Source organism: Pseudomonas sp. TMW22090 (assembly GCF_022496665.1).
In the GTDB taxonomy this organism is placed as follows: domain Bacteria; phylum Pseudomonadota; class Gammaproteobacteria; order Pseudomonadales; family Pseudomonadaceae; genus Aquipseudomonas; species Aquipseudomonas gregormendelii.
Genome location: NZ_SCFH01000005.1, coordinates 465,608 through 488,838 on the forward strand (window position 1 = coordinate 465,608; position 23,231 = coordinate 488,838).

Annotated in this window: 22 protein-coding genes and 1 pseudogene; 17 read left to right on the forward strand and 6 right to left on the reverse strand. The window is 54.8% G+C overall.

What is annotated here, in order from left to right:
* The first annotated feature begins 57 nt into the window (after positions 1-57).
* Together EQV97_RS17155 and EQV97_RS17160 are read left to right on the forward strand one after the other, a co-directional pair.
* Entirely contained in the window at positions 58-252 is a 195-nt protein-coding gene (locus tag EQV97_RS17155; protein WP_240889322.1) for a co-regulatory protein PtrA N-terminal domain-containing protein, read from the forward strand.
* A gap of 153 nt (positions 253-405) precedes the next feature.
* Positions 406-738 carry a DUF2790 domain-containing protein gene (locus EQV97_RS17160; protein ID WP_240889323.1) on the forward strand — a complete coding sequence of 111 codons (333 nt, stop codon included), beginning with the start codon at positions 406-408 and terminating at the stop codon, positions 736-738.
* 376 nt (positions 739-1,114) lie between these two features.
* On the opposite strand, the gene EQV97_RS17165 is transcribed toward EQV97_RS17160, so the two are convergent.
* Positions 1,115-2,440, reverse strand: coding sequence for an OprD family porin (locus EQV97_RS17165; protein WP_240889324.1), 1,326 nt, complete (start codon positions 2,438-2,440; stop codon positions 1,115-1,117).
* A gap of 125 nt (positions 2,441-2,565) precedes the next feature.
* Between EQV97_RS17165 and EQV97_RS17170 the strand changes: the two genes are divergently transcribed.
* The 3 genes and pseudogenes from EQV97_RS17170 to EQV97_RS17180 all read left to right on the forward strand — a co-directional run.
* Positions 2,566-2,829: a hypothetical protein gene (locus EQV97_RS17170; RefSeq protein WP_240889325.1), complete on the forward strand. Its 264-nt coding sequence runs from the start codon at positions 2,566-2,568 to the stop codon at positions 2,827-2,829.
* Positions 2,830-2,847: 18 nt separating this feature from the next.
* Positions 2,848-4,173, forward strand: a complete 1,326-nt coding sequence (locus EQV97_RS17175) for an OprD family outer membrane porin (protein WP_240889326.1) — start codon at positions 2,848-2,850, stop codon at positions 4,171-4,173.
* A gap of 393 nt (positions 4,174-4,566) precedes the next feature.
* Positions 4,567-4,710, forward strand: a pseudogene (locus tag EQV97_RS17180) (nickel/cobalt efflux protein RcnA); the annotation flags it as partial.
* 12 nt (positions 4,711-4,722) lie between these two features.
* Here EQV97_RS17180 and EQV97_RS17185 read toward each other — a convergent pair.
* Positions 4,723-4,875, reverse strand: coding sequence for a hypothetical protein (locus tag EQV97_RS17185; RefSeq protein ID WP_240889347.1), 153 nt, complete (start codon positions 4,873-4,875; stop codon positions 4,723-4,725).
* A 36-nt stretch (positions 4,876-4,911) separates the two neighbouring features.
* Here EQV97_RS17185 and EQV97_RS17190 point away from each other — a divergent pair, with 36 nt between their 5' ends.
* The 8 genes from EQV97_RS17190 to EQV97_RS17225 all read left to right on the forward strand — a co-directional run bounded on the left by EQV97_RS17190 (position 4,912) and on the right by EQV97_RS17225 (position 14,869).
* On the forward strand, positions 4,912-5,253 hold the full coding sequence (locus tag EQV97_RS17190) for a hypothetical protein (RefSeq protein WP_240889327.1): 342 nt from the start codon (positions 4,912-4,914) through the stop codon (positions 5,251-5,253).
* A gap of 99 nt (positions 5,254-5,352) precedes the next feature.
* Entirely contained in the window at positions 5,353-6,609 is a 1,257-nt protein-coding gene (locus EQV97_RS17195) for a TolC family protein (protein WP_240889328.1), read from the forward strand.
* Positions 6,606-8,090: an efflux RND transporter periplasmic adaptor subunit gene (locus EQV97_RS17200; protein WP_240889329.1), complete on the forward strand. Its 1,485-nt coding sequence runs from the start codon at positions 6,606-6,608 to the stop codon at positions 8,088-8,090. Before EQV97_RS17195 ends, EQV97_RS17200 begins: the two co-directional genes overlap by 4 nt.
* Positions 8,087-11,245: an efflux RND transporter permease subunit gene (locus EQV97_RS17205; RefSeq protein ID WP_240889330.1), complete on the forward strand. Its 3,159-nt coding sequence runs from the start codon at positions 8,087-8,089 to the stop codon at positions 11,243-11,245. Before EQV97_RS17200 ends, EQV97_RS17205 begins: the two co-directional genes overlap by 4 nt.
* On the forward strand, positions 11,242-11,592 hold the full coding sequence (locus EQV97_RS17210; protein ID WP_240889331.1) for a copper-binding protein: 351 nt from the start codon (positions 11,242-11,244) through the stop codon (positions 11,590-11,592). The genes EQV97_RS17205 and EQV97_RS17210 overlap by 4 nt, the downstream gene beginning before the upstream one ends.
* A 94-nt stretch (positions 11,593-11,686) precedes the next feature.
* Entirely contained in the window at positions 11,687-12,721 is a 1,035-nt protein-coding gene (selD, locus tag EQV97_RS17215) for a selenide, water dikinase SelD (RefSeq protein ID WP_240889332.1), read from the forward strand.
* Between the two features lie 237 nt (positions 12,722-12,958).
* Complete coding sequence (gene chrA / locus EQV97_RS17220) at positions 12,959-14,146, forward strand: chromate efflux transporter (RefSeq protein WP_240889333.1); 1,188 nt, start codon at positions 12,959-12,961, stop codon at positions 14,144-14,146.
* Between the two features lie 108 nt (positions 14,147-14,254).
* Positions 14,255-14,869: a class I SAM-dependent methyltransferase gene (locus tag EQV97_RS17225; protein ID WP_240889334.1), complete on the forward strand. Its 615-nt coding sequence runs from the start codon at positions 14,255-14,257 to the stop codon at positions 14,867-14,869.
* A 196-nt stretch (positions 14,870-15,065) separates the two neighbouring features.
* On the opposite strand, the gene EQV97_RS17230 is transcribed toward EQV97_RS17225, so the two are convergent.
* The 3 genes from EQV97_RS17230 to EQV97_RS17240 form a co-directional block, all read right to left on the reverse strand.
* Positions 15,066-16,049, reverse strand: a complete 984-nt coding sequence (locus EQV97_RS17230; protein WP_240889335.1) for an arsenic resistance protein — start codon at positions 16,047-16,049, stop codon at positions 15,066-15,068.
* Positions 16,050-16,731: 682 nt separating this feature from the next.
* A complete protein-coding gene (locus tag EQV97_RS17235; protein ID WP_240889336.1) occupies positions 16,732-17,427 on the reverse strand; it encodes a transmembrane anchor protein in 696 nt (231 codons plus the stop codon).
* A gap of 12 nt (positions 17,428-17,439) precedes the next feature.
* Positions 17,440-18,177 (reverse strand): HupE/UreJ family protein, encoded by a 738-nt coding sequence (locus tag EQV97_RS17240; protein WP_240889337.1) that lies wholly within the window; start codon positions 18,175-18,177, stop codon positions 17,440-17,442.
* Positions 18,178-18,690: 513 nt separating this feature from the next.
* Between EQV97_RS17240 and EQV97_RS17245 the strand changes: the two genes are divergently transcribed.
* Positions 18,691-18,984, forward strand: coding sequence for a metal-sensing transcriptional repressor (locus EQV97_RS17245; RefSeq protein ID WP_240889338.1), 294 nt, complete (start codon positions 18,691-18,693; stop codon positions 18,982-18,984).
* 57 nt (positions 18,985-19,041) lie between these two features.
* Positions 19,042-19,785 carry a TraX family protein gene (locus tag EQV97_RS17250; RefSeq protein ID WP_240889344.1) on the forward strand — a complete coding sequence of 248 codons (744 nt, stop codon included), beginning with the start codon at positions 19,042-19,044 and terminating at the stop codon, positions 19,783-19,785.
* A 42-nt stretch (positions 19,786-19,827) separates the two neighbouring features.
* Here EQV97_RS17250 and EQV97_RS17255 read toward each other — a convergent pair whose 3' ends face one another.
* Positions 19,828-21,135 carry an MFS transporter gene (locus EQV97_RS17255; protein ID WP_240889339.1) on the reverse strand — a complete coding sequence of 436 codons (1,308 nt, stop codon included), beginning with the start codon at positions 21,133-21,135 and terminating at the stop codon, positions 19,828-19,830.
* 286 nt (positions 21,136-21,421) lie between these two features.
* On the opposite strand from EQV97_RS17255, the gene EQV97_RS17260 reads away from it, so the two are divergent.
* On the forward strand, positions 21,422-21,553 hold the full coding sequence (locus EQV97_RS17260; protein WP_240889345.1) for a YHYH domain-containing protein: 132 nt from the start codon (positions 21,422-21,424) through the stop codon (positions 21,551-21,553).
* A 925-nt stretch (positions 21,554-22,478) separates the two neighbouring features.
* A complete protein-coding gene (locus EQV97_RS17265) occupies positions 22,479-22,826 on the forward strand; it encodes an antitoxin Xre/MbcA/ParS toxin-binding domain-containing protein (RefSeq protein ID WP_240889346.1) in 348 nt (115 codons plus the stop codon).
* Positions 22,827-23,231: the final 405 nt, after the last annotated feature.

Consider the following 23,231-nt stretch of genomic DNA (forward strand, 5'->3'; position numbering starts at 1 on the left):
CGTGGTGATAGGTTCGGATTGATACCCTAATAGCGTTATCTATATGAGGTGTCAGTAATGAAACTTACTCAAATATGTGCTCTTGCAGGTGTTTTAGTCTTTTCTTCGGTTGCGTTGGCGGAAGGTGGCGGGGACAGAACCTTCGAAAAAATGATGGCGGCGAAGGATCTGGCAATGGAGAAATATGTAGCCAGAGAAGGGAGGAATGCCCCGGTGGTGTCAAGTGACGAAAAGAATGAGAAGGCAAAGTAAATGTAGTTACGCAGGTTGGAACAAGCCCGTCCCAGGTTACTGATGGCGGGTTTTTTTTTGGATGGCTTAATTACATACTTGTAATTTTCGTGCCACGCCGCCGCAATGTTTAGATTGATATTCTCGTAACTGTTATTAGATGAGGTACAGAATATGAAATTTATGAGCATTTTCGCTTTCGTCGGAGTTTTAGCTATTTCTTCAAGCGTATTTGCAGAGGGAGGAGGAGATAAGGCCTTTGAAAAAATGATGGCTGCCAACACTAAAGCTATGGAGCAATACGCGATCAGCCAAGGAAAGAGCGCTCCTGTACCGAAGCAATACGAGTACGGGATGAAGGTGGATGTGGTGAAGGTGATCAGTGTGGTGCGCCCTGCGAAAGTCTGCGCAGTAGTGCCCGCCGCAATGACGTATGAAGATTCCGAAGGACAGCTAAATACGATCACTTACACGGTCGCTGGAGACTGCCGTAAACGAGGCGGTTAATAGCTGCGCTGCTATCGTACGAATCATTAACGCGCGACCCACTTCGTTATTTTAAAGGTGTCGGGCGTTTTTTATTTGCTCAAGTTTTGACAGGCCAAAAAAAGACGTCCCGGAGGACGTCTTAAAAATTCACCTTTTCCAAAGGAGCAAAGGAGCTTCCAAAGGTGAACGGATATTACAACTGAACAGCATTGAGTTCAGACTTTCACAGACTAGCTACTTGTCTACAGAATCCCAGCCAGATGCGCTAGCTTGAATTCTATCAACTCACGATAAGTATAAAAAACGTAACCTAACGTGAACATGATTGAAAAATGACATTTCTGTAACTTTTCGGAGGAAGGGACGCTCGCAGCACGAGTCATCCCGTTCGATATCACAGGATCGCTAATGGATACTCAACAATCACACGTACTTCATCCAGGTCAGATTCAAACGCGGTTGCACGAGTGTTCGCTTGGCGCAGGCGGAAAGACATGTCTTTCAAGGAACCTGTCTGAACGACGTATTTCACCTCAATGTCGCGCTCCCAGCGTTTCTGATCGGTCAGCGGATTTCCGTCTGCATCGCGTCGCATGTAGGTCGCGTTAGCGTTCGAGTAATCGGCATCGGTGCCACGGCCGTAACGTGTCATAAACGACAACCCTGGCACGCCATATGTCGTCATGTCCAAGTCGTATCGAACCATCCATGAACGTTCTTTAGGCGAGTTGAAATCGCTGTACTGGATTGAGTTATCAAGAAAAATGGAATCCGATTGGCGCAGGTAGTCGAAGTCGTCGTTACCATTATTTCGTTGGTGAGACAGTGCGACAGTGTGTGCGCCATACTTCACGCCGACTTTAGCACTCCAAATATTGTTATTGAACTCACCCAGCAGTTTTTTGCCTTCGTCGACGGCTTTGTAGTAGTTCACACCGCCGAATACGGAGAGTTCATCCGACAGCGAGTAGTTCAATCCCGTGCCGGCATAATATTGATTCCAAGCGTCTTTAAGACGGCTGGAATAGAGGCTGACAACCACGTTCTTGTTCAGATTGTAGTCACCGCCAAAGTAACCGACCCACGGCGAGTTAACAGGCCCGGCATAGAATGTCGCGAAGTTGTCGCGCATATTGCTGGAAGTTGGCTGGCTCATAGCGTGAAGGCGCCCCGCCTGAACTGTCAATCCGTCAAAGCTGGTGTTGGTCGCCGTTACACCAGTGAAGCTTTCTGGCAGAAGTCTGGAGTCACCGGCGGCAACAACTGGGTTAGATGGGAATACGTCACCGACCTTTACTACAGTGTCAAAGGCGCGAACTTTTGCCGCGCCACCCACTTTGGTGTAATCGTCACTTGCCTTTCCTTCACTGTTGACGGGAAGTACATCGAACGAACTACGACCACCATTTCGACCGTCACCCGTGTCGAGTTTCAATCCGATCATGGCGAACGCGTCAACGCCGACACCCACGGTGCCTTGAGTAAATCCGGACTCGAATTTACTAATGATGGCGTGTGCCCAGGCTTCGGAATAACCGTTGCCTGTCGCGCTCGACTGACCGTTGCGGTGATCACGATTGAAGTAGTAGTTTCGGTTAAGAACCGTAAGGCTGCTGCCTTCTATAAACCCTTCGGCCTTTTCCTCCGCAAATACCACGGAAGGGCCAGAACTGACAACGATCGCCAACGCGGCCATCGAAAATTTTGTGTTGTTATTCATCCATCACTCCTTAGGTTCGGCAGAACGAGAACGTTCATCGGCTTAATTTTATTTTCTACAGGAAGCGAATTGCCCTCCCATACGGTTGCCGATTTATATCGTGGCAATCTGGAGATAACGGGGACATGACTAAAAAATTACAAATTCGTAATGTTGATCTGCTTTTTTTATTTTCGCCCAGCCGATACGTGGCAACTCTATTGTCTTACCTCGCAAATAGGTTACCTTTTGACGACTGCCTGCTGCCAGGCAAGGAGTCGCAACGCAGCATGGCGGCGACAGGCAGTCGTCAAAAGGTAACAGTTTATTTGCGAGACAGGACACTAGTGCTAATCGCGCATCAGCGGCCAGGCGGCAATAAGACCCCGGCCTTTGAACACAAGAATTAGAAACCACAGGAGCAATACATGTACAAATCCAGCTTGGCGCTTGCCGTGGCCGCCGGGGTATTGGCCCAGCAAGCCGGCGCTGCCGGCTTTATTGAAGACAGTAAAGCCGCGCTCAGTTCCCGAACCATGTATTTTAACGCAGACAACCGTGAAGGCGGTGCTGACCAGCGCGAATCGGCCCAGGGCTTTAAGCTCGATTACGTGTCCGGCTTTACGCCAGGTACCATCGGTTTCGGTTTCGACGCTCAAGCGTTGTGGGGTATTCACCTCGATGGCGGAAAGGGGCACCACCCGGACAGCAACACCTTCTTCCCAAGTGACACCGATGGTTCGGCGGTAGATGAGTGGAACCGTATCGGCGGCAACGTCAAGGCACGCATCTCCAAAACTGAAGGTCACCTGGGCAGCGCCCTCGCGCCAAACCTGCCGATCCTGGTCGCGAACGACGGCCGCCTGCTGCCGCAAACCTTTGATGGTGGCATTGTCACCTCCAAGGAAATCGACAACCTGACCATCACTGCCGGCCAGATGGAGCACGCCTATGGTCGTGCTTCGAGCAACCGCACCGGCCTTGCCGTTTCCGGTGGTACCCAGGACAGCAACCAGTTTCGTTTTGGCGGTGTAGACTGGAAGGTCACCAAAGACCTGACCCTTCAGTACTACTACTCGAACCTGGAAAACTACTACACGCAAAATTTCCTGGGCCTGGTTCACGTCTTCCCTATCGGCACTGACCAATCGTTCAAGACCGACCTGCGCTACTTCGACAGCCGCTCCGATGGCAAGAACGGCCAAGCCGGTTATGCCTTCGACAACAATGGTGGTTTTGCCACGAACACTGGCGAGGTCGCCAACAAGACCTGGAGCGCCATGTTCACCTACACCCTGGGTGGTCATGCGTTCTTGCTGGGCCATCAGCAAGTCGGCGACGATGGAGGTTTTGTCTGGCTTAACCAGGGTAGCGTACGCGACAGCAACAACCGCCCTGAAGGCGCTGGTGGTTCCAGCTTCTACCTTTTCACCGACAGCATGGTCAACCAGTTCGCCCGCGCTGGTGAGAACACCACTTTCGGCCAGTACTCCTATGACTTCGCCCGCCTCGGCGTGCCAGGCTTGAAAGCGTCGATCGCCTATCTGAGCGGCGACGACATCAAGAACAAGAGTGGCAACGGCGATTACTCTGAGTGGGAACGCGACATGCGTGTCGACTACTTATTCCAAACAGGTGTGCTCAAAGGCTTCGGGGCCACTGTGCGTCACGGTACTTACCGTGGCAGCGGTGAAAGCATTGCCGACCAAGACCAGACTCGCCTAATTTTCAACTACACGTATAGTTTTCTTTAATCACGCGTAAAAAGGCTCGATGGATGGGGCCTTTTTATTATGAGTTGGTTTTTATCCCGGGCGGCCGCGAAAACTGAGTGCAACGCCTCACCCTCCGGTAAGGTGCCGCCCTGTCCTATACAGGGGAGGATGCAGAAAACGGAGTTTTTGTAAGCTAAGTCCCGTGTGATGGCTGTAAGCCGCAAACGGGCACAGGCTGCATTTAGTTGAAGTACACCTTAATCAGGCGTCAGGACGATTACTCGCCCCCTGAACGCAACTCTGGGTGGAAGTACAGCCAAATCTGGGTGAAATACCCCTGTGAGTGGGGTGGGGAGTATTGCGGGGGGAGGATTTGCTTGAAGGTTTCCAGCGGTGCTTAGTCTCCATTGCCCAACGTCGAGACGGTGTCGCGAGCAGAAGTTCAAGTTCGAGCAAGGTGAGGATCACCACCACGGAGAGCATGACCATTGCCATCATGATGTGGCTCAGCGGATTGACACCGGCCATGGCCAGATCGAACTGTCGCTCTTTGAACGAGGTGTACCCCCGCAATTTCACCGAATCTCATCAACCTATGAACCCAGATTGCTCAATTACGGCAGGCTCCATTTTTTCGGGATTTTGTTCAGGAAGATCACAGAGATAATCCTGACTTAATTGGGCGCCGGTTTCATTGCTTACTTCAGATTTGGTGGCGGCTTGTTGAAGGTTCTTACCCAATTGTGATGCCTGTTCTCAACGACTACACTCCAGCCCATGAAACGCTATCTGCGGTTTTGCATCATCTTCATGATTAGCCTGGCGCTTCCCCTCAGCGGGATGGCGGGCGTTCAGGCACCGACAGAACCGTGCCCAATGAAGACGATGGGCATGGCGATGATGGACGATATGGAGATGGACTGCTGCAACGACATGAAAAGCCCTTCCGAACACGGCAAACCTTGTAAGTCGGGCCAGGAATGCAAGTCGGGCGGCATGCTGCAAGTCTCGATCTTAAAGCCTCCTGTATCCGTATTCAGCCCCGAAGTGATTTCATTCTTCAGCGATTCCTTACCTGTAAAGACCTCGTCCGGGGTTTGGCGACCGCCTCGCGTTTGATTCCTGTCCCACATTGAGCCTCATTCCGCATTAGCGGGATGGACTAGCTGCGCGCATGTCTTTTTTCGTGTGCAGTGGATGATCACAGGAATCGCAAACATGAACTCTAGGTGCTATTGCACAGGTTGGTCTCTCGTGGCCGGCCTGACGGCAAGCATGCTGGCATTGCCGAGCCTCGCTGCCGCCTTAACATTCGATGAAGCGTTGCGGCTAGCCGAAAACAATTCGCCGTCACTAAACGCACAAGATGCCAAAATTCAGGCTGCCAGCAGCGCGGCTATTCCAGCCGGCGAATTACCTGATCCCAAGTTATTGGTGGGTGTGCAGAACTACCCCATTGGCGGCCCGGATCGCTGGAGCATCGACCAGGACTTCATGACCATGCAAATGGTCGGGGTCAGGCAGGAGATGCCCAATAGCGACAAGCGCAAAGCGCGCATCGAGGTCGCCGATGCTGCTGTTGATCGCGCTGCTGCGGAGCGTAGAGTCGAACGTCTGAAGGTACGCCAGTCCACGGCATTGGCCTGGATCAGCAGCTACTCGGTTGAGCGCAAAGATGCACTGTTCCAAGACTTCTACAAAGAAAACCGCCTGCTGACCGATGCCGTCCGAGCCCAAATTGCCGGTGGCCGCGCTCAGCCCGCCGATGCGGTGACACCCAAGCAGGAAGCAGCTCAACTGGCGGAGCAACAGGACGATCTGATTCTCCAGAGAGCACAGGCCCGAGCGGCCCTCAAACGCTGGATTGGCTCCGCCGCCAACGACAAGCCTGTGGGCAGCTTGCCTGAATGGCCCGTCGACACCTCAAGTTACTCCCATAAACTGCCACACCATCCCGAGTTGGCGGCGTTTGCGCCGATGACCCGCGAAGCGCAAGCCAAGGTTCGTGAAGCCGTGTCGGAGAAGCAGTCAGACTGGAGCTGGGAACTGGATTACCAGCGCCGTGGCCGTGAGTTCGGCGATATGGTCAGCGTGCAATTTTCCTGGGATCTGCCGCTGTTTCCTGACTCTCGCCAAAACCCCAAAATCGCAGCCAAACAGGCGGAACTCAGTCAGCTTGAGGCCGAGCGCGAAGCCCTGTCACGCGAGCATACCCAGCAACTGGAAAACGAACTGGCTGACTATGAGCGCCTGAATCGTGCGGTACGCCGTAACCAGGAAAGCCTGTTGCCGCTGGCTAAGGAAAAGGTCGAACTCAGCATGGCCAGTTATCGCTCGGGCAAAGGCGATTTAAACGCCGTTGTTGCCGCCCGACGTGAACTCATCGAGGCCCGCCTCAAACAGATCGACGTGGAAGAGCAGCGAGCGCTGACCAGTGCGCGGTTGTATTTTGCTTATGGGGAGTCCAACCAATGATCCTTAAAAAAGGGAACGGGGCATTGCTGGTAGGCATCTCGCTGGCATTGGGTGTTGCCGGTGGTTTTTGGTTGGCGCATCAGCGCATGAGTGGACTACCAAATACCACACAGGAGCAGAGCCTCAATTCACCGGGCGAAAGCAAAGCACTGTATTGGTACGACCCCATGTACCCGCAGCAAAAGTTCGATAAGCCGGGTAAGTCCCCCTTCATGGACATGCAACTGGTTCCTAAGTACGCCGGGGGCGCAGGGGATCGTGCGACCGTCAGTATCGATCCGAGTCTGACCCAGAATCTCGGTCTGCGTTTTGCAACAGTCACCCGTGGAATATTTGACTCCAGCCTCGATGTGACGGGTGTCTTGGGATTCAACGAACGTGATGTCGCTGTGATTCAGGCACGCACCACGGGCTTTGTGGAGCGGGTATATGCCCACGCTCCCGGTGATGTGCTCAAAGCCAACGCGGCATTGGCGGATATCCTGGTGCCGGAATGGGCGGCTGCCCAGACAGAGTTTCTTGCATTGAAGCGCAGCGGGGATGCTGATTTGTTGGCTGCGGCCCGCCAGCGACTGCAGCTCACAGGGATGCCGGCAGCACTGATTACTCAGGCAGAGCGTGGCGGTAAGGTTCAGCCCTACCTGACTCTCACCAGCCCAATTGGTGGTGTGCTGCAAGAATTGAATGTACGTGCGGGTATGACTGTGGCTACTGGCGATACTCTGGCACGCGTCAATGGCTTGAGCAGTGTCTGGCTTGCCGTGGCCGTTCCAGAATCGGATGCCGGATCGATCACCGTGGGGCAGGCGGTCGAAGTGCGTCTACCAGCCTTTCCAGGGACAATGCTCAGTGGCAAAGTCAGCGCGATTTTGCCCGAGACCAACCCGGACAGCCGCACTCTTCGCGTGCGGGTGGAACTCCCCAATCCCGACGGACGCCTCAGACCGGGTTTGACGGCGCAGGTACGCCTGACTCGCTCGACCGGGCAAAGTGTGTTGTGGGTGCCGAGCGAGGCCGTCATCCGCACTGGCCGACGCGCCTTGGTGATGCTCGCCGAAGACGCGGGCCGCTACCGTCCAGTGGAAGTGCACCTCGGGCAGGAAAGCGATGGCAAGACGGCGATAGTGAAAGGTCTGGAAGAAGGCCAGAAGGTGGTTACGTCTGGCCAGTTCCTGCTCGACTCGGAGGCCAGTCTCAAGGGAATCGTTGCAAGCTCGGAGGAAGCGTCACTGACCAGCGCAGCAACTTCCAATTTTCATGAGGCGGATGGGCAGATCGTTGAGATCAACGATAAAGAAGTCACACTCGCCCATGGCCCCTTCAAGACGCTGGGCATGCCTGGCATGACGATGACTTTCCCACTCGCCAACCCGGCCCTGATGCAGGGCCTCAAAACGGGTGACAAGGTTCGGGTCGCGGTGAGCCAGACTGACGATGGCTTGCGTGTTGAGCGCCTGGATAAATCGGGGGGCCAGCCATGATTGCTGCCCTCATTCGTTGGTCGGTGGCCAACCGATTCCTGGTACTACTGGCGACACTGTTCGTCACGGCTTGGGGCATTTGGTCGGTGCAGAGCACGCCCATCGATGCGCTGCCGGATCTCTCCGATGTGCAGGTGATCATCCGTACACCTTACGCAGGCCAGGCACCGCAGATTGTCGAAAACCAAGTGACCTATCCGTTGGCGACCACCATGCTCTCGGTGCCAGGCGCAAAGACCGTCCGTGGTTATTCCTTCTTCGGTGACAGCTTCGTCTACGTGCTGTTCGAGGACGGGACTGACCTGTACTGGGCCCGCTCACGGGTGTTGGAGTATCTGAGCCAGATACAAAGTCGGTTGCCAGCCAGCGCCAAGCCCGCGTTGGGGCCGGATGCGACGGGCGTGGGTTGGATCTATCAGTACGCACTGGTGGATCGCAGTGGCGGACACGATCTGGCACAGCTTCGTGCGCTTCAGGATTGGTTTCTAAAGTTCGAACTCAAGACCCTGCCGAACGTTGCGGAGGTGGCCACTGTGGGGGGTATGGTCAAGCAGTACCAGGTGCAGCTTGATCCGCTCAAACTGGCCAGCCTCGGTATCACTCAAGCTGAGGTAACCGAGGCCATCGGCAAGGCCAATCAGGAAACAGGTGGTGCCGTGCTGGAGATGGCTGAGACCGAGTTCATTGTGCGGGCCTCAGGCTACCTAAAAACGCTCAATGACTTTCGTGCTATCCCGTTGAAGCTTGGTGCTGGAGGTGTACCGGTGAGTCTTGGCGATGTCGCCACGATCCAGTTGGGGCCGGAAATGCGGCGTGGCATTACTGAACTTGACGGCGAAGGTGAGACCGTCGGCGGCGTGGTAATTTTGCGCAGTGGCAAGAATGCTCGCGAGACCATTGCGGCGGTCAAGACCAAACTCGACGAGCTGAAAAAAAGTTTGCCAGTCGGGGTGGAAATCGTCACCACCTATGACCGGAGCAAGCTGATCGACCGTGCCGTAGAAAACCTCAGCCACAAGCTCATCGAAGAGTTCATCGCCGTCGCGTTGGTGTGCGGGATCTTTCTCTGGCACTTGCGCTCATCGCTGGTGGCGATCATCTCCCTGCCGGTTGGTGTGTTGATTGCCTTCACCGTAATGCGTTACCAAGGGATAAACGCAAACATCATGTCGTTGGGTGGGATTGCTATTGCCATCGGCGCCATGGTCGATGCCGCCGTGGTGATGATCGAGAACGCCCATAAGAAGATCGAGGCCTGGCACGCGGCCAATCCTGGGGAGGAACTGAAGGGTGAGCGTCATTGGCACGTGATGACCGAAGCAGCGGCAGAGGTAGGCCCTGCGCTATTCTTCTGTTTGTTGATCATCACCCTGTCTTTCATTCCGGTGTTCACCCTGGAAGCGCAAGAGGGGCGGTTGTTCGGCCCGTTGGCTTTCACCAAGACCTACGCCATGGCGGCAGCGGCGGGATTGTCAGTGACCTTGGTGCCAGTGCTGATGGGCTACTGGATTCGAGGACGAATTCCCAGTGAACATCAGAATCCGTTGAACCGGTGGTTGATTCGGATCTATCAGCCAGCCCTGGACGCAGTCTTGCGTCGACCAAAGATCACGCTGCTGGTGGCGCTATTGGTTTTTGTCAGTGCGCTATGGCCATTGTCGCGCCTGGGTGGTGAGTTTCTCCCGCCTTTGGACGAGGGCGATCTGCTCTATATGCCGTCTGCTTTGCCGGGATTATCGGCGCAGAAAGCGGCGCAGTTGCTGCAACAGACTGATCGTCTAATTAAAACGGTGCCTGAAGTCGAACACGTTTTCGGTAAAGCAGGGCGTGCCGAAACCGCTACCGATCCGGCACCGCTGGAGATGTTCGAAACCACCATTCAATTCAAGCCGCAGGAGCAATGGCGCCCAGGCATGACACAGGAAAAATTGGTGGAGGAACTGGATCGAGTGGTACGAGTTCCTGGGCTAACCAATATCTGGATACCACCGATTCGAAACCGTATCGATATGTTGGCTACGGGTATCAAAAGCCCTATTGGAGTGAAGGTCGCCGGAACCAATTTGACGGAAATTGATGCTGTCACCCAAGCGGTCGAGCGGGTGGCCAAAGACGTGCCCGGTGTCAGTTCGGCGCTAGCCGAGCGACTGACTGGTGGCCGCTACATTGACGTGGATATCGACCGAAAGGCTGCCGCTCGCTATGGATTGAATATCGCTGATGTGCAGTCCATCGTGGCTGGTGCTATCGGCGGTGAAAACGTCGGGGAGACCATTGAAGGTCTCGCACGCTTTCCGATTAACGTGCGTTACCCACGTGAGTGGCGTGACTCGGTCGGCAGCCTGGAGCGATTACCGATTTACACTCCGTTAGGCAGCCAAATCACCCTCGGCACGGTGGCGAAGGTTAAGGTCAGCGACGGGCCGCCGATGCTCAAGAGCGAGAACGCACGGCCCTCTGGCTGGGTATACATCGACGTGCGGGGGCGGGACATTGCCTCGGTGGTCGCCGACCTACGTCGGGTCGTCAATGAACAGGTTAAGTTGCAGCCAGGTATGAGTCTGAGCTACTCAGGACAATTCGAGTTTCTCGAAAGGGCCAACGCACGACTCAAACTCGTGGTGCCTGCCACGCTGTTGATCATCTTCGTGTTGCTCTACCTGACGTTTGCCCGCTTCGATGAGGCGTTGTTGATCATGGCCACGTTGCCATTCGCACTGACTGGCGGGGCATGGTTCATCTATCTGTTGGGGTTCAACCTATCGGTCGCAACCGGGGTCGGCTTTATCGCACTGGCCGGTGTTTCTGCCGAATTTGGCGTGATCATGCTGCTCTACCTGAAAAACGCCTGGGCCGAACGTGAAGACCTCGGCGACAACACTGAACGTGGGCTGGTTGCGGCCATTCGCGAAGGCGCTGTGCAGCGCGTTCGACCCAAGGCCATGACCGTTGCCGTGATCATTGCTGGCCTTTTACCCATCTTGTTGGGCAGCGGTACTGGTAGCGAAGTGATGAGCCGCATCGCCGCGCCCATGGTCGGCGGCATGATCACGGCCCCCTTGCTTTCCCTGTTTGTCATTCCGGCAGCCTATCGCCTGATGCGTCGCCGGCACCTCATAGTTGAACCCATCAACCCTCAAGGAAAAGTCGTATGAAACTGACCATGATTGCAGTTGCAAGCACCGTATTTGCGCTTTCACTTTCTGTCCACGCGGAGGACATGCCCGGCATGAAAATGGACGGTATGGCGGGCATGGAGATGAAGCAGGATACAAAACAGGCTCAAGTTACCAATGCCGAGGGAACGATCAAGGCTATAGATACTACGAAGCATACGGTGACCATCTCCCACGGAGCTGTTCCAGCCGTACAGTGGCCGCCAATGACAATGGCTTTTTCCGTAACGGAGAAACAGCTGGCAGGGCTGATAGTCGGAGACCGTGTATCGTTTTCCTTTAGGGTAAAGGATGGCAAAGCCGCAATTGTTTCCATTAAAAAATAAGACTGGGGTGAGAGAATTACCGGCACGCTCTATCGTGCCGGTTGGGAAAGGCTGCCTTTGCTAGAATCCGCCATCTGTTTCCGAGAGCGTTGCCATGAGTGAATCGATCCGCTTGACCCAATACAGCCATGGTGCCGGTTGTGGCTGCAAGATTTCCCCCAAGATGCTGGAAGTGATCCTAGCCGGCAGCGGCGCGCAGAATCTAGACCCCAATCTCTGGGTCGGCAACGCTTCGCGTGATGATGCCGCCGTGTATGCCCTAGACGATGAGCGCGGAGTTGTCTCGACTACCGACTTTTTCATGCCTATCGTCGATGACCCCTTCGATTTCGGACGGATCGCCGCCACAAACGCTATCAGCGACATTTACGCGATGGGTGGTGACCCGGTCATGGCCATTGCCATCCTTGGCTGGCCAATCAATCTGCTGCCTCTGGAGGTGGCTCGCGAGGTCATACGAGGGGGACGTGCGGTTTGTGATGCTGCGGGCATTCCATTAGCAGGTGGTCATTCCATCGATACACCGGAGCCTATATTTGGCCTGGCGGTGACCGGCGTCGTGCAGAAAAAGCACATGAAGCGTAATGACACCGCCCGAGTTGGCAATGCGTTATACCTGACCAAACCACTGGGTATCGGCATTTTTACCACCGCCGAAAAGAAGGCCAAACTACGTGCGGAGGATGTTGGACTGGCCCGCGACTGGATGTGCACTTTGAATAAGCCGGGCAGCCGTTTCGGCAAGCTGGCTGGGGTCACGGCGATGACTGATGTGACCGGTTTCGGCCTGCTCGGGCATCTGGTGGAAATGGCCGATGGCGCTCAGCTCACCGCCCGACTCGAATATGCAGCTGTCCCGCGCCTGCCTGGTGTCGATCACTACCTCGCCGAGGGCTGTGTGCCGGGCGGCACATTGAGGAATTTCGACAGCTATGGAGATAAGATCGCGCCTATCAGTGACGCGCAGCGTGACCTGCTGTGCGACCCGCAGACCAGTGGCGGCTTATTGATCGCCGTCACGCCGGAGGGTGAGGCGGAGTTTCTCGCCGTCTCCGCTGAGTTGGGGTTGCAGTTGGCGCCTATCGGAACCTTGGTCGAACGACAGGCGTACGCGGTAGAAGTGCTCTAATGCGCAACAATAGCAGCGACTACCGCGAGCTGTTTCTCAACGAAGTACCAATGATGGATGCCCGTGCTCCCATGGAGTTTGCCAAGGGCGCTTTGCTTATCTGTCTGAGCGGAAGGCCAATCGCTAGGCCGGCTGATTGAATAGTCCAGTTGCGCCTGAGTCGGAGTTAGCGATCAAACTACATGGTCACTTTGGGGGGCATAAGCATTGTCAGCAGAAAGTAGTGCCAAGGTCGTCATGACTGATTCCGCATGGTCAGTGTTTCTGGTGTTCCTGCGCTTGGGGCTAACGTCTTTTGGAGGCCCAATTGCGCATTTGGGATACTTCCGCGAAGAGTTCGTTGCTCGGCGGCAATGGCTCAGCGAACGCAGCTATGTCGACCTGGTTGCCCTATGCCAGTTCCTTCCTGGGCCTGCCAGTAGCCAGGTGGGTATAGGGTTAGGACTGTCACGTGCCGGATTTTCTGGAGCTGTCGCTGCATGGGCGGGGTTCACATTACCGTCGGCAATAATCCTGGTTCTGTTCGCTCAGGGTATGTCTACTTGGGGGAGTGCCTTCCCGGTCGGCGTACTGCATGGCCTTAAGATCGTGGCTGTCGCGGTCGTTGCTCAAGCAGTCTGGGGGATGGCGCGCAATCTTTGCACCGATGTACCTCGGGTGACCATTGCCGCCTTTTCTGCCTGCGTTGCACTTCTTTGGCCTAACGCATTGGGGCAGATCGGAGTGATCGTATGCGCAGCCATTATCGGCTTAATTCTGTTTAAACCTGCTCAAGGCTTGGCTGCGGAAGCTATGCCAATTTCGGTAAGCCGCAAAGTGGGGGTGATGTCGCTGGTGCTGTTTTTCAGCCTACTGGTTGGCCTGCCACTGCTGATGCAGGTTTGGCCTTCACCGATGCTTGCGATGGTGAACGCGTTCTATCGAGCCGGGTCTTTAGTGTTCGGTGGCGGGCATGTCGTACTGCCTTTGCTTCAGGCGGCAACGGTTCCGAATGGCTGGGTAGCCAATGACACTTTCCTCGCCGGCTATGGCTTGGCACAGGCAGTACCAGGCCCACTCTCCACATTCGCGGCATTTCTCGGTGCGTCGATGAACGTCCAGCCTTCTGGTTGGACTGGCGCTACGGTGTGCCTCATCGCTATTTTTGCGCCTTCATTTCTGCTTGTGGTCGGCGTGTTGCCGTTCTGGGAGCAGTTGCGGCATAGTTTTCGGACTCAAGCAGCGCTTGCTGGAGTCAACGCGGGAGTGGTCGGGCTTCTTGTGGCAGCCTTGTACAACCCGGTCTGGACAAGTGCCATATTCAAACCCCAAGACTTTGGCCTTGCACTGATTGCCCTCGTAGCCTTGATGTTTTGGAAGGCTCCACCGTGGTTAGTCGTCTTGGGGTGTGGCTTGCTTGGATGGTTGCTAAGCATCATATTTTGATGGGCTCAGCTTGCTACTGGTGCGCTCGGCCCTAAGATCTTATGGGTAAAGAACTCTGGAATTGTGCAATCGTAAAATGGTTATCGAACTGCCAAAGAGGCCGCTTTTATGCAATCGAAAGAGCATTGGGACAAGGTCTACTCCACTAAGCCAACCGATGGTGTTAGCTGGTATCAAGAGCATGCTGAAAGCTCCCTGCGGCTGATCCAGCAGACAGGAGTTTCTTCATCGGCAGAAATCATCGACGTAGGAGGAGGGGCCTCCACGCTGGTAGATGACTTGATTGCGCAAGGATTTACCCATCTGAGTGTCCTTGATCTGTCAGCGGCGGCTCTAGCGGCCACAAAGCAGCGATTGGGCAGCCGTGCCAAGGAGGTGCGGTGGATACCCGGAGATATCACGAAAGCTTCACTTCCTCCGCTATCTTATGACGTCTGGCATGACAGGGCCGTTTTCCATTTTTTGACAGATGAGGCCGACCGTCAGGCTTACGTCCAAACTGTTTTGAGAAGCGTAAAACCTGGTGGTTTCGTGATTGTGGCAACCTTCTCGGAAGATGGGCCGACTCATTGCAGTGGCTTACCTGTGCAACGGTATACCGCAGATGAACTGCATGATGAATTCGGCGCCCCGTTTGAGCTGATCAGCCATGAGAAGGAAGCACACCACACCCCATTTGGGACAACACAAAACTTTGTGTACTGCTTCTGTCGGAAAAACTGATGGGTATGGCTATCCCGATCCACAGCTCAAGTCTCCCCTCAAACCCATGACTTAATTCACGCTAGATGCAAAAGCTCCGCGCTTGTCGTTGTTGATGGGTTCTCCCGATCTCGTCGTTTGGCTGGAATGATTTCTGTCGCCTTACCAGACACACTAAGGCGACATGTAATCGTCAGGATGATGAAGGTCGCTTATATCAAGGCATCGGTGCCATTTGCGATTTTTTGCGCCAAACGAGCGCCGGTATAGCTCGGATGTAAACCAGCTCACCCACCAACTCGATCAAGGTCTGGGTGATCACCGCCGCAGCAGCAAGGCCACGAATGTCTTCAGGCAGTGCCAGAGCCAGCGGGAGAACCACCAAAGAGTTACGCGTTGATGAGCTGAAAGTGACCGCTCTGGCAGTCGAGGACGGTAGCTTGAAAGCTCTCGAAGCCAAAGCACCCATCAGCGGAGCCAACAGCAAGAAGCCGATGTACACGGGGATGACTGGTGCAAGCTTGTCGATGTCGCGAACTACCGATGAGATTTGAGAACCGACCACCGCGATCAGAACCGCTGCCATTGCAGGGACAGGCAGCCATGCCCACGCAGCGTTCCAACCGCCGACGATTTTCGACCGCTTGGCCAGAGCTGCTGTTACCACTGCCAACAATAGAGGCGCGACAATCAGTACGAGAAACGCTTCAACGAACGGGCCAGTCGAAATCACGACTTCGGACTGCCCTCCCAACATAAGGGCCAGATACACAGGCAGCAGCACAAGCTGAAGCAACAGCAAAATGGGAGTTGCTGCGAGGATCCCGCGAGAGTCGCCCTTACCGATGTGAGTGAAAACCACCACGTAGTCGATACAGGGTGTCAGCAGTACCAGGAGAGCACCAACAAGGATCGCCGGGTGATCCGTGAGACCTCTAGTGAGCCCCCAAACCAATAGCGGTACCAGTACGAAATTGGCGATAAGCAGGGCAGACATGAAGCGTTTGTTGCTCAGGCCTTCGCGCAGGTCAAGAAAGGGGATTTGTAGGAACATCGCGTACATCAGCACGGCGATAGTCGGGGTCACTAACGCATTCAGGCCCTGCGCTGCTATAGGAACCATCAATCCTCCGATTGCAGCGGCTATGACCGCGACGAAATAGATCGGTATCTGATTCTGTTCGAGTGTATCCCTATCCAAAGTGCTTCCCTCAGGTATCAAAAGGCCGTCAGCCTAAGCAACCGCAGCTCGCCCGTCGAGTCATGCTTGTATTTCTAAGGGCGTGCGACGACCGCCACTGGTTCTTGAAGGAATACCCATAGTGTTGTGTCGAAGAAATACTGACTGGCTTACCTGGCCGACGACTGTCAAACCTGCTGTCCTGGAGCGATGGCGCCCGATTACACCACCGTAGAGGCGCTGGCCGAATCAGGAAGCAAAGCCAGCTCAAGAGGGTGCTCATATCCATCCGCTGCCTTGTAGTAGGAGGTTAGATTCCGATATGACTAATTGCACCCAGCCATCTGTAAGCATGGGCTTTTAGCCATTCTTGCGCTTTGCTCTATATGGTTTCAGAACGTACCTCAGCTGGGGCTGTGGACTGAGGACGGATAAAGCAGGCGAGTTGAAAAAAGCGAGGCCGCATTTACGGCCTCTTTTATCAGCGAATTACTCGTGTGAATGACCGTGTTCAGCACTCTCGGATGCTGCTTCTTTCTCACCGCCACTGCACGCAGTCATCAGACCCAGGAAGCAGACCAAGAGCGTGGAACGAAACAAGGTTACTGATGTTTTCATGCGCACTTTTCCAAATAAATATGAAGTTTTGTCTACGGTTAAGCCGCTCTTCCGCGCCTATGGGAGGAGAGCGGCCTTCTGGGGATTACTGTTTGACGCTAAGGTAATCACCAGTCGTTTTCAGTGAAATTGTCACGTCGTTGCTGCTGCGATTGCGCCAGAACCAGCCATGGGTGCCATCAAAAATTGCGCTGAATTCACCCTTGTCGCCTTTGACCTGTTTGCCTTTGCCGTAGCTGTGAAAATAACCCTTTTTTGCGTTGTAGGGCTCACCGTGGGTCTCGTAGTTCACGGTTCCCCCTGCGGTCGTCCATTCATAGCTCACGGTTTTGTCCTTCAACATTTCCAGCTTGATCTCCTTGCCTTCACCGGGTTTGAGAGTGACGGTCATCTGATTCGTCTTCAGGGCGGAGGCAGGAGGCGCCATGGATTGAGAGAGTGGCTGAGCGGCAGCTTGTACTTTGGCAAGCTGCTGAGCTGGAGCTGGAGCTGGAGCTGGAGCTGGAGCTGGAGCTGGAACTGGAACTGGGGCCGGAGTTACTGCTGCGGTTTGAGGCGGAGCGGTATCCGCTAAGGCTTCCTGTGCTAGGGTGATTTTCAGTTCACCCATCTGTGTCAGACCCAGTGCGCGGCCCACACCCGTAGGATCAATGGCATATTCCGAAGGCATGACCACTGTCACCAGCAGGCCGACCGCAGTCAGCAGTGCAATGACAGTCGAACGCACCAGTTTGCGAGTGCTAGGCAATTCATTAACAGTTGGAAGCGGAGTATTGAACATGGTCAGAATTCCTTACGCGGAGACAAACAGGCCGGTGATCTGGTAACCCATCAGGAGGAAGCCGGCACTCATCATGGCGACGTTGGCGGTATAGGCGTGGCGCCAGAAACTGCCGGTGCGCCGCCAATACCCCATCAAAATGAGAATCGCGCTAAGGGCCAGCAATTGGCCAATCTCGACACCAACGTTGAAGGCGATCAGGTTCGGAATCAGGCCATCAGGAGAGATTTCGTACTCCTGAATCTTCGTCGCCAGACCAAAACCGTGGAGCAGGCCGAAGATTAGCGTGGCCATTTTGGTATTGGGTTGGAAACCGAACCAGCGCTGAAATGCACCCAGGTTATCGAGCGCCTTGTACACCACTGAGAAACCGATAATGGCGTCGATGATGTAGGAGCTGATGCTTATCTCGGTCAGCACGCCAAGTAGCAGCGTGACCGAGTGGCCTACCGCGAATAGCGTGACGTAGAGCCCCACGTCTTTCAGGCGGTAGAGGAAGAAGATCACCCCGAACAGAAACAGCAGGTGGTCGTAGCCCGTCATCATGTGCTTGGCTCCCATGTAGATGAAGGGGAGCAACATGACGCCGGAACTTTCCTGAATAAAGCCCTTGTCACCTTCCGCGACGGCGTGAGCCATCGCCTCAGGCATCCCGAGGAAAAGTGCCGCGACAAGTAAAAACAACAGTAATAGCGGGCGGTGCGAGGGCGCAGTGAATGCGTCAACGCCGCTCATCGAGTGCGAATGCATAGATCAGTCCTTCGTTGCAGGGATCAAAGGCCGCAGTGCGGCCATGGTCAGGATGCGAACGAAGGGCGGGGTGGACGCTTGATCAAGAAAATCGGCGGACTAGGAACGGAGTATCGGCGGGCATCGAATCGTATGGAAAGCTTCGGCTGTGCAGCCAAACTCAACGCGGACGTGAGCTGTGGCGTTTCGTGCTGATGGTCAGGGGTAAGCGGCGAGTGGTAGTGATCTGAGTAGCTCGCACTCGACATCTCTGCCTGCTGCTCATGGGAGTGATAGGCGTCTTGCGCGATCTCCCAGGCAGGCGGTTTCGTCGTTACCGACAACGTATAGGTATGCCCAGCCCAGGCCATAAACATGGCGAGAACAAGTGCGAGTACCACTGTCGTTGTCAGGGATCTGCTGAGCATAGTGTCCGGAGTTCTAACTCGTTTGTTGTGGCCGCGATACGTTTGACCATATCCCCCTAGGGGGATAGGATGCCAGCGTAATTCATTGAGGCCTGAGGCTCAAGTCATGAGTGAGCACGAACACAACCATCCCCACACCCACCAAAGTCATGAAGCGATCATCAAGCGCCTTAAGCGGGCAGACGGTCATCTGCGCAGCATCATCACCATGATTGAAGACGGTCGTGAGTGCGTGGACATTGCCCAGCAGCTACATGCCGTGGAGAAAGCGGTGTGTCAGGCCAAACGAACGCTCATCCAGGATCACATCGATCACTGTCTGGAGGACACCGTCTCGTCGCTGAACAATGGTGAGCGCGCACCGCTGGAAGCCTTCAAACAAATCACCAAGTACCTTTAAGACTGACATGCCCAACTTCGCTGAACTCTTGCAACAAGGCGGTTCACACGCTTGGGCATGACAACTGTTCATACAAACCAGCAATCCTCGCTCAAGAACCGCAGCACTAGCCTGGATCTGATCAAGTGGTTGGGGATGCTGACCATGGTTATCGATCACTTACGGTTGGTGTGGCCGGAGATGAGTAATCTGTTCATTCCCGGACGGCTCTCTTTTCCGCTGTTCTGCGTCGCCATTGCGGCCAACGTAGCGCGCTCCAAATCAGGCAAATTGCTGACTGCCGCGAACGGACGCTACCTCGCCTTGATGCTGTTGTTCGCCGCCATTTCAGAAGTGCCTTATCGCTACATCAGCACTTCGGGATCATTTAACGTTTTGGTTACCCTGACATTGGGCTTGGTGATTGCTTGGGGATGGCAGCATCGCAACCTGATGAGCATCGCTATGGCGTTGATGGCCGCCGCAATTGCCTACGTGCTGGATGATTCACTGATGTATGGCTTTTACGGTGCACTCGTTCCAGCGGCTGTCTTGTTAGCGATCAAGCGCCCCGGTGTTCTTTGGTTGCTGCCAGCGGTTCTATGCTTGTTGAGCAACACCCGCAGTAGCATCGTGACCAGGGCTATGGACTTGGAAATCTATTCATTGCTGGCCTTGAGCACTGCGTTCGCGGCTCCCCTGATCGCACTCTGGCTTCTGCGTCAGACCTTCACCTTCAAGGTTTGGCCGGTGGGGCAATGGGGTTACTGGTTCTATCCGGGGCATCTTGCTGCTCTTCAAGCTCTACGGTTTCTGGTCTGAAGGCCAGAAGTCGCCTTATCAAATCTTAGGAACTTGAGACCTTCAATTTGGCCATCGGCGATGCTGGTCGTCGATCACATAAGGGTGTTCGTGATCCACGCCGTCTTGGCCGTCGAGGTGCGTGTGATTGCCCGGCAGGTTCTCATGGCTGTGCCTAATGGACTCTTGGTCATGGGCCGGACGCCAGATCACGATGCTGACTGCTAATGCGCAAACTGCCACGACGGCGAGTCCAACAAACGACGCCGTGAGGCTGATGTTGGCCCCCAGCCATCCCGCCAATGGGTAGGTAATCAACCAGCAGGCATGGGATAGCGCAAATTGGGCGGCAAACAGCGCCGGGCGATCTTCGGCGTGTGCTGATCGACGTAGCAGCCGGCCACTTGGGGTCTGGGCCAGGGAATAGCCCACACCGAGCACCATCCACAGAGGCAACAGGAAATTGTAGGTGGTCAGGTTGATGCCAACGGCCAAGCCTGCGACCAACATTCCTCCACCAAACAGCATGGCCGTTCGGTCTTTGATGTTTTTCAACAGGCGAGGCAAGACCAAGGCCGCGATCATAGAGCCGCCACCAAACGCGGCCAACGCCAATGCCGTAGAACTCTGAGGCAAAGCGAAGCGGGACTGCACCAGCACCACCGTATTGACGATGACCATGGCACTGGCGGCAGCCACCGTCAGGTTAAGAGCCAGCAGCCCCCGCAGACGGGGTGTGGCCAGGAATATACGCATGCCTCGGGTGGTTCGTTCGTAGATGCTCCGTCGCGGTGTCTGCTTCGCCTTCGGCAGCAGCACCGTGGAGACCAGGGCCGCTGAGGCGAGGAAACCGATGACGGTGCCGGCGAACAGGTTATGGAAGCTGATCACGGTCAGCAACGCGGCGGCGAGCATCGGGCTGGCGACACTTTCAAGATCGTATGCCAGACGCGATAGCGACAAGGCACGGGTGTAGTCGTCTTCATCCGGCAATATGTCTGGAATGGTCGCCTGGAACGTCGGGGTGAACGCTGCCGAAGCGGACTGAAGGACGAAAATCAGCACGTAGATTTGCCAGACTTCCGTCACGAACGGCAGTGCGAGCGCGACCAGCGCTCGTACTAGATCCAGAGAGACCAGCATTGCCCGACGAGGTAGACGCTCTGCAAAAGCCGCTGCAATCGGCGCAACACCGATGTAGGCCGTCATTTTGATCGCCAACGCCGTACCGAGGACGGCTCCCGCTTGGGCGCCTGCAAGGTCGAACGCCAGTAGGCCCAGTGCGACAGTGGCAAGACCAGTCCCCACGAGCGCAATCACTTGGGCTAGAAAGAGATTACGGTAGGTGCGGTTGGCTAGGATTTTCAGCATGAGAAATCTCAAATGGAAACGCGCATGCCCATCTTGTTGTCGAGCATTTCTCAAAGAAAGAGAGCGACGAGTTTCTCGTTTATAGATGTTTTCATATCCTCCCTAGGGGGATATAGCGCCATCCTAAACTAGAGGCAGGGACAGCTCAAGAAATAGGCGCTTAGCCTTTCATCGAATGTCAGGGAGACAGCAACGAAGTTGCTTGCCCGATGAAGGCAATTAGCCATACGCTGTGGAGCGTGAGAGGTCTCACGGTTATAGAAACATAAGCATGGAGCAAGCCCTGATGAAACTGTCTGCCCTTTTGATCGCCGCTTTACTTTCGATTACGTCCGTTGCTGCCGTCGCGCATAGTGGCGGTACTGATTCAAAAGGTTGCCATCGCAACCATAAAACGAACGACTACCACTGCCACTAAACGGCAAAAGTCCAGCGCTAAGCTGGGCTTCAGTGCGAGCTGGCTTCTTTACATTTGTGGGGGGCAGTTAGGCGCTAATAGTGAGAGGGTGCTTGGAGAGGGCGTGAAGATGATTTCGAGATTTGTTGTCGTTCCTGCAATTCCAACGGAAACGGGATCAATGCGTAACGGATCGCGCTTTTACTGCCAGACCGCACCAATAGGCTTCAACCTCTATGACAATGAGGGAAAGCTGCGTCTGAAGACAACCTATCAGACCCGGGAAGAAGCCGAGAGTGAGTGCCTGCGGGTTAATATGTAGCGGCTTCAAAGCGTCCTTTCGGAGCGGGAATCCGTGACTGCGCTATAGGCATTCAATGCTGCATAACCATCAAGCGCCCGGTTTCCGAAATGAGTGGGTCAGGAACTCGCGGAAGCACGACTTACACCACTCGCACGTGGGTGCTCGGTATTCAGGAGCAAACAGACAGCGTCTGCCTCCACCCTGACTTTGAACACGCCATGCTTGCTAGCTGAACCTCCCTCTACAAGGTCGACAACCCTATATCGCTTGCTGCCATCGTCCAGTGTGGTGGTCTCAATCACTCTGTATCTTGCGTGCATGGTTGCTTTCCGTACATGAGATTGGTGCCCTACAAGTACCGGTAAAAAGAGACGCTTTCAAGAATGGGGCCGGCTTAAGCTGAGACAATTTATGACGGTACCCACCCCATCGAATTCAGCACGGGTTGGCAGCAGGTGCCGTATCGAGCAATTTCCTACAGTCGATGCTTCGGGCCAGCAGGGCCCGCCTAAGCTTCAGGTTTTCTGATGGAGGTACAGATGCTGTCATTGATCAAAGAGTACCGTCCAGGCCCACCAACGCCTGGAAACATTTGGTCAACCTTAGGACTGCCGCTCGCGTGGCATAACCCTTCATGACCTAATACATCTAGGCCTTCCTTTCCACTGTCTCAATCGGATAGCGAACATTCTGCCGGTCGAGCGAAAGGACATTTCTCAGGCCATCGGCTTATCCCCTGCATCACATGCACGTAGGGTAAAAACAGGACGCTTCAGTACCGTTGAAAGCGACCGCTTGATCGCATTGATTGCTGTCTTCGAGAACGCCTTAACCCTGTTCGAGGATGACGTCACCGCTACAACGGAACGGATGAGCTCGCCGGCTCGAGGGCTCGGTTCAAAACGCCCAGTGGAGATGTTGAGGACGAGTGTGGAGACGAACGCGGTGCTCGATTTTATTGGCCGACTGCAGAGGGGAGTTTTTGTGTGAGATTCGATAGGCGACTTGTTAGGCTGTGGAGCTAACGCTACTACGGCTACCGCTCCTTCGGGCTTAAGCCCGGCTCGATCCCAAGTCTTCATAAGCCTTGGGCAAGTCACTCCACATTTGGCCCACCACGACGCATTGCAGCTGCCTCATTTTTCCGGGGCTTTACCAAACCGTGCGCTATCCCAGGTTTCAGTGATCTCGTCTATTCGATCCGCAATCCGAGGCGTTTTTGATAGGACAAGGCAGCGCGTGTTGCCGACAAATTCCTCTATCAAATAGAGGGTGTAATTAGTTTTGTGTAAACGGTCATTTGGCAGGAGACTGCCTACCCCAAGGAAATCCAATGACCGAGCCAAAACCCAAGCGCGCCAAACGAGTCAAGCCTGATCCTGAACTGGTTAAACT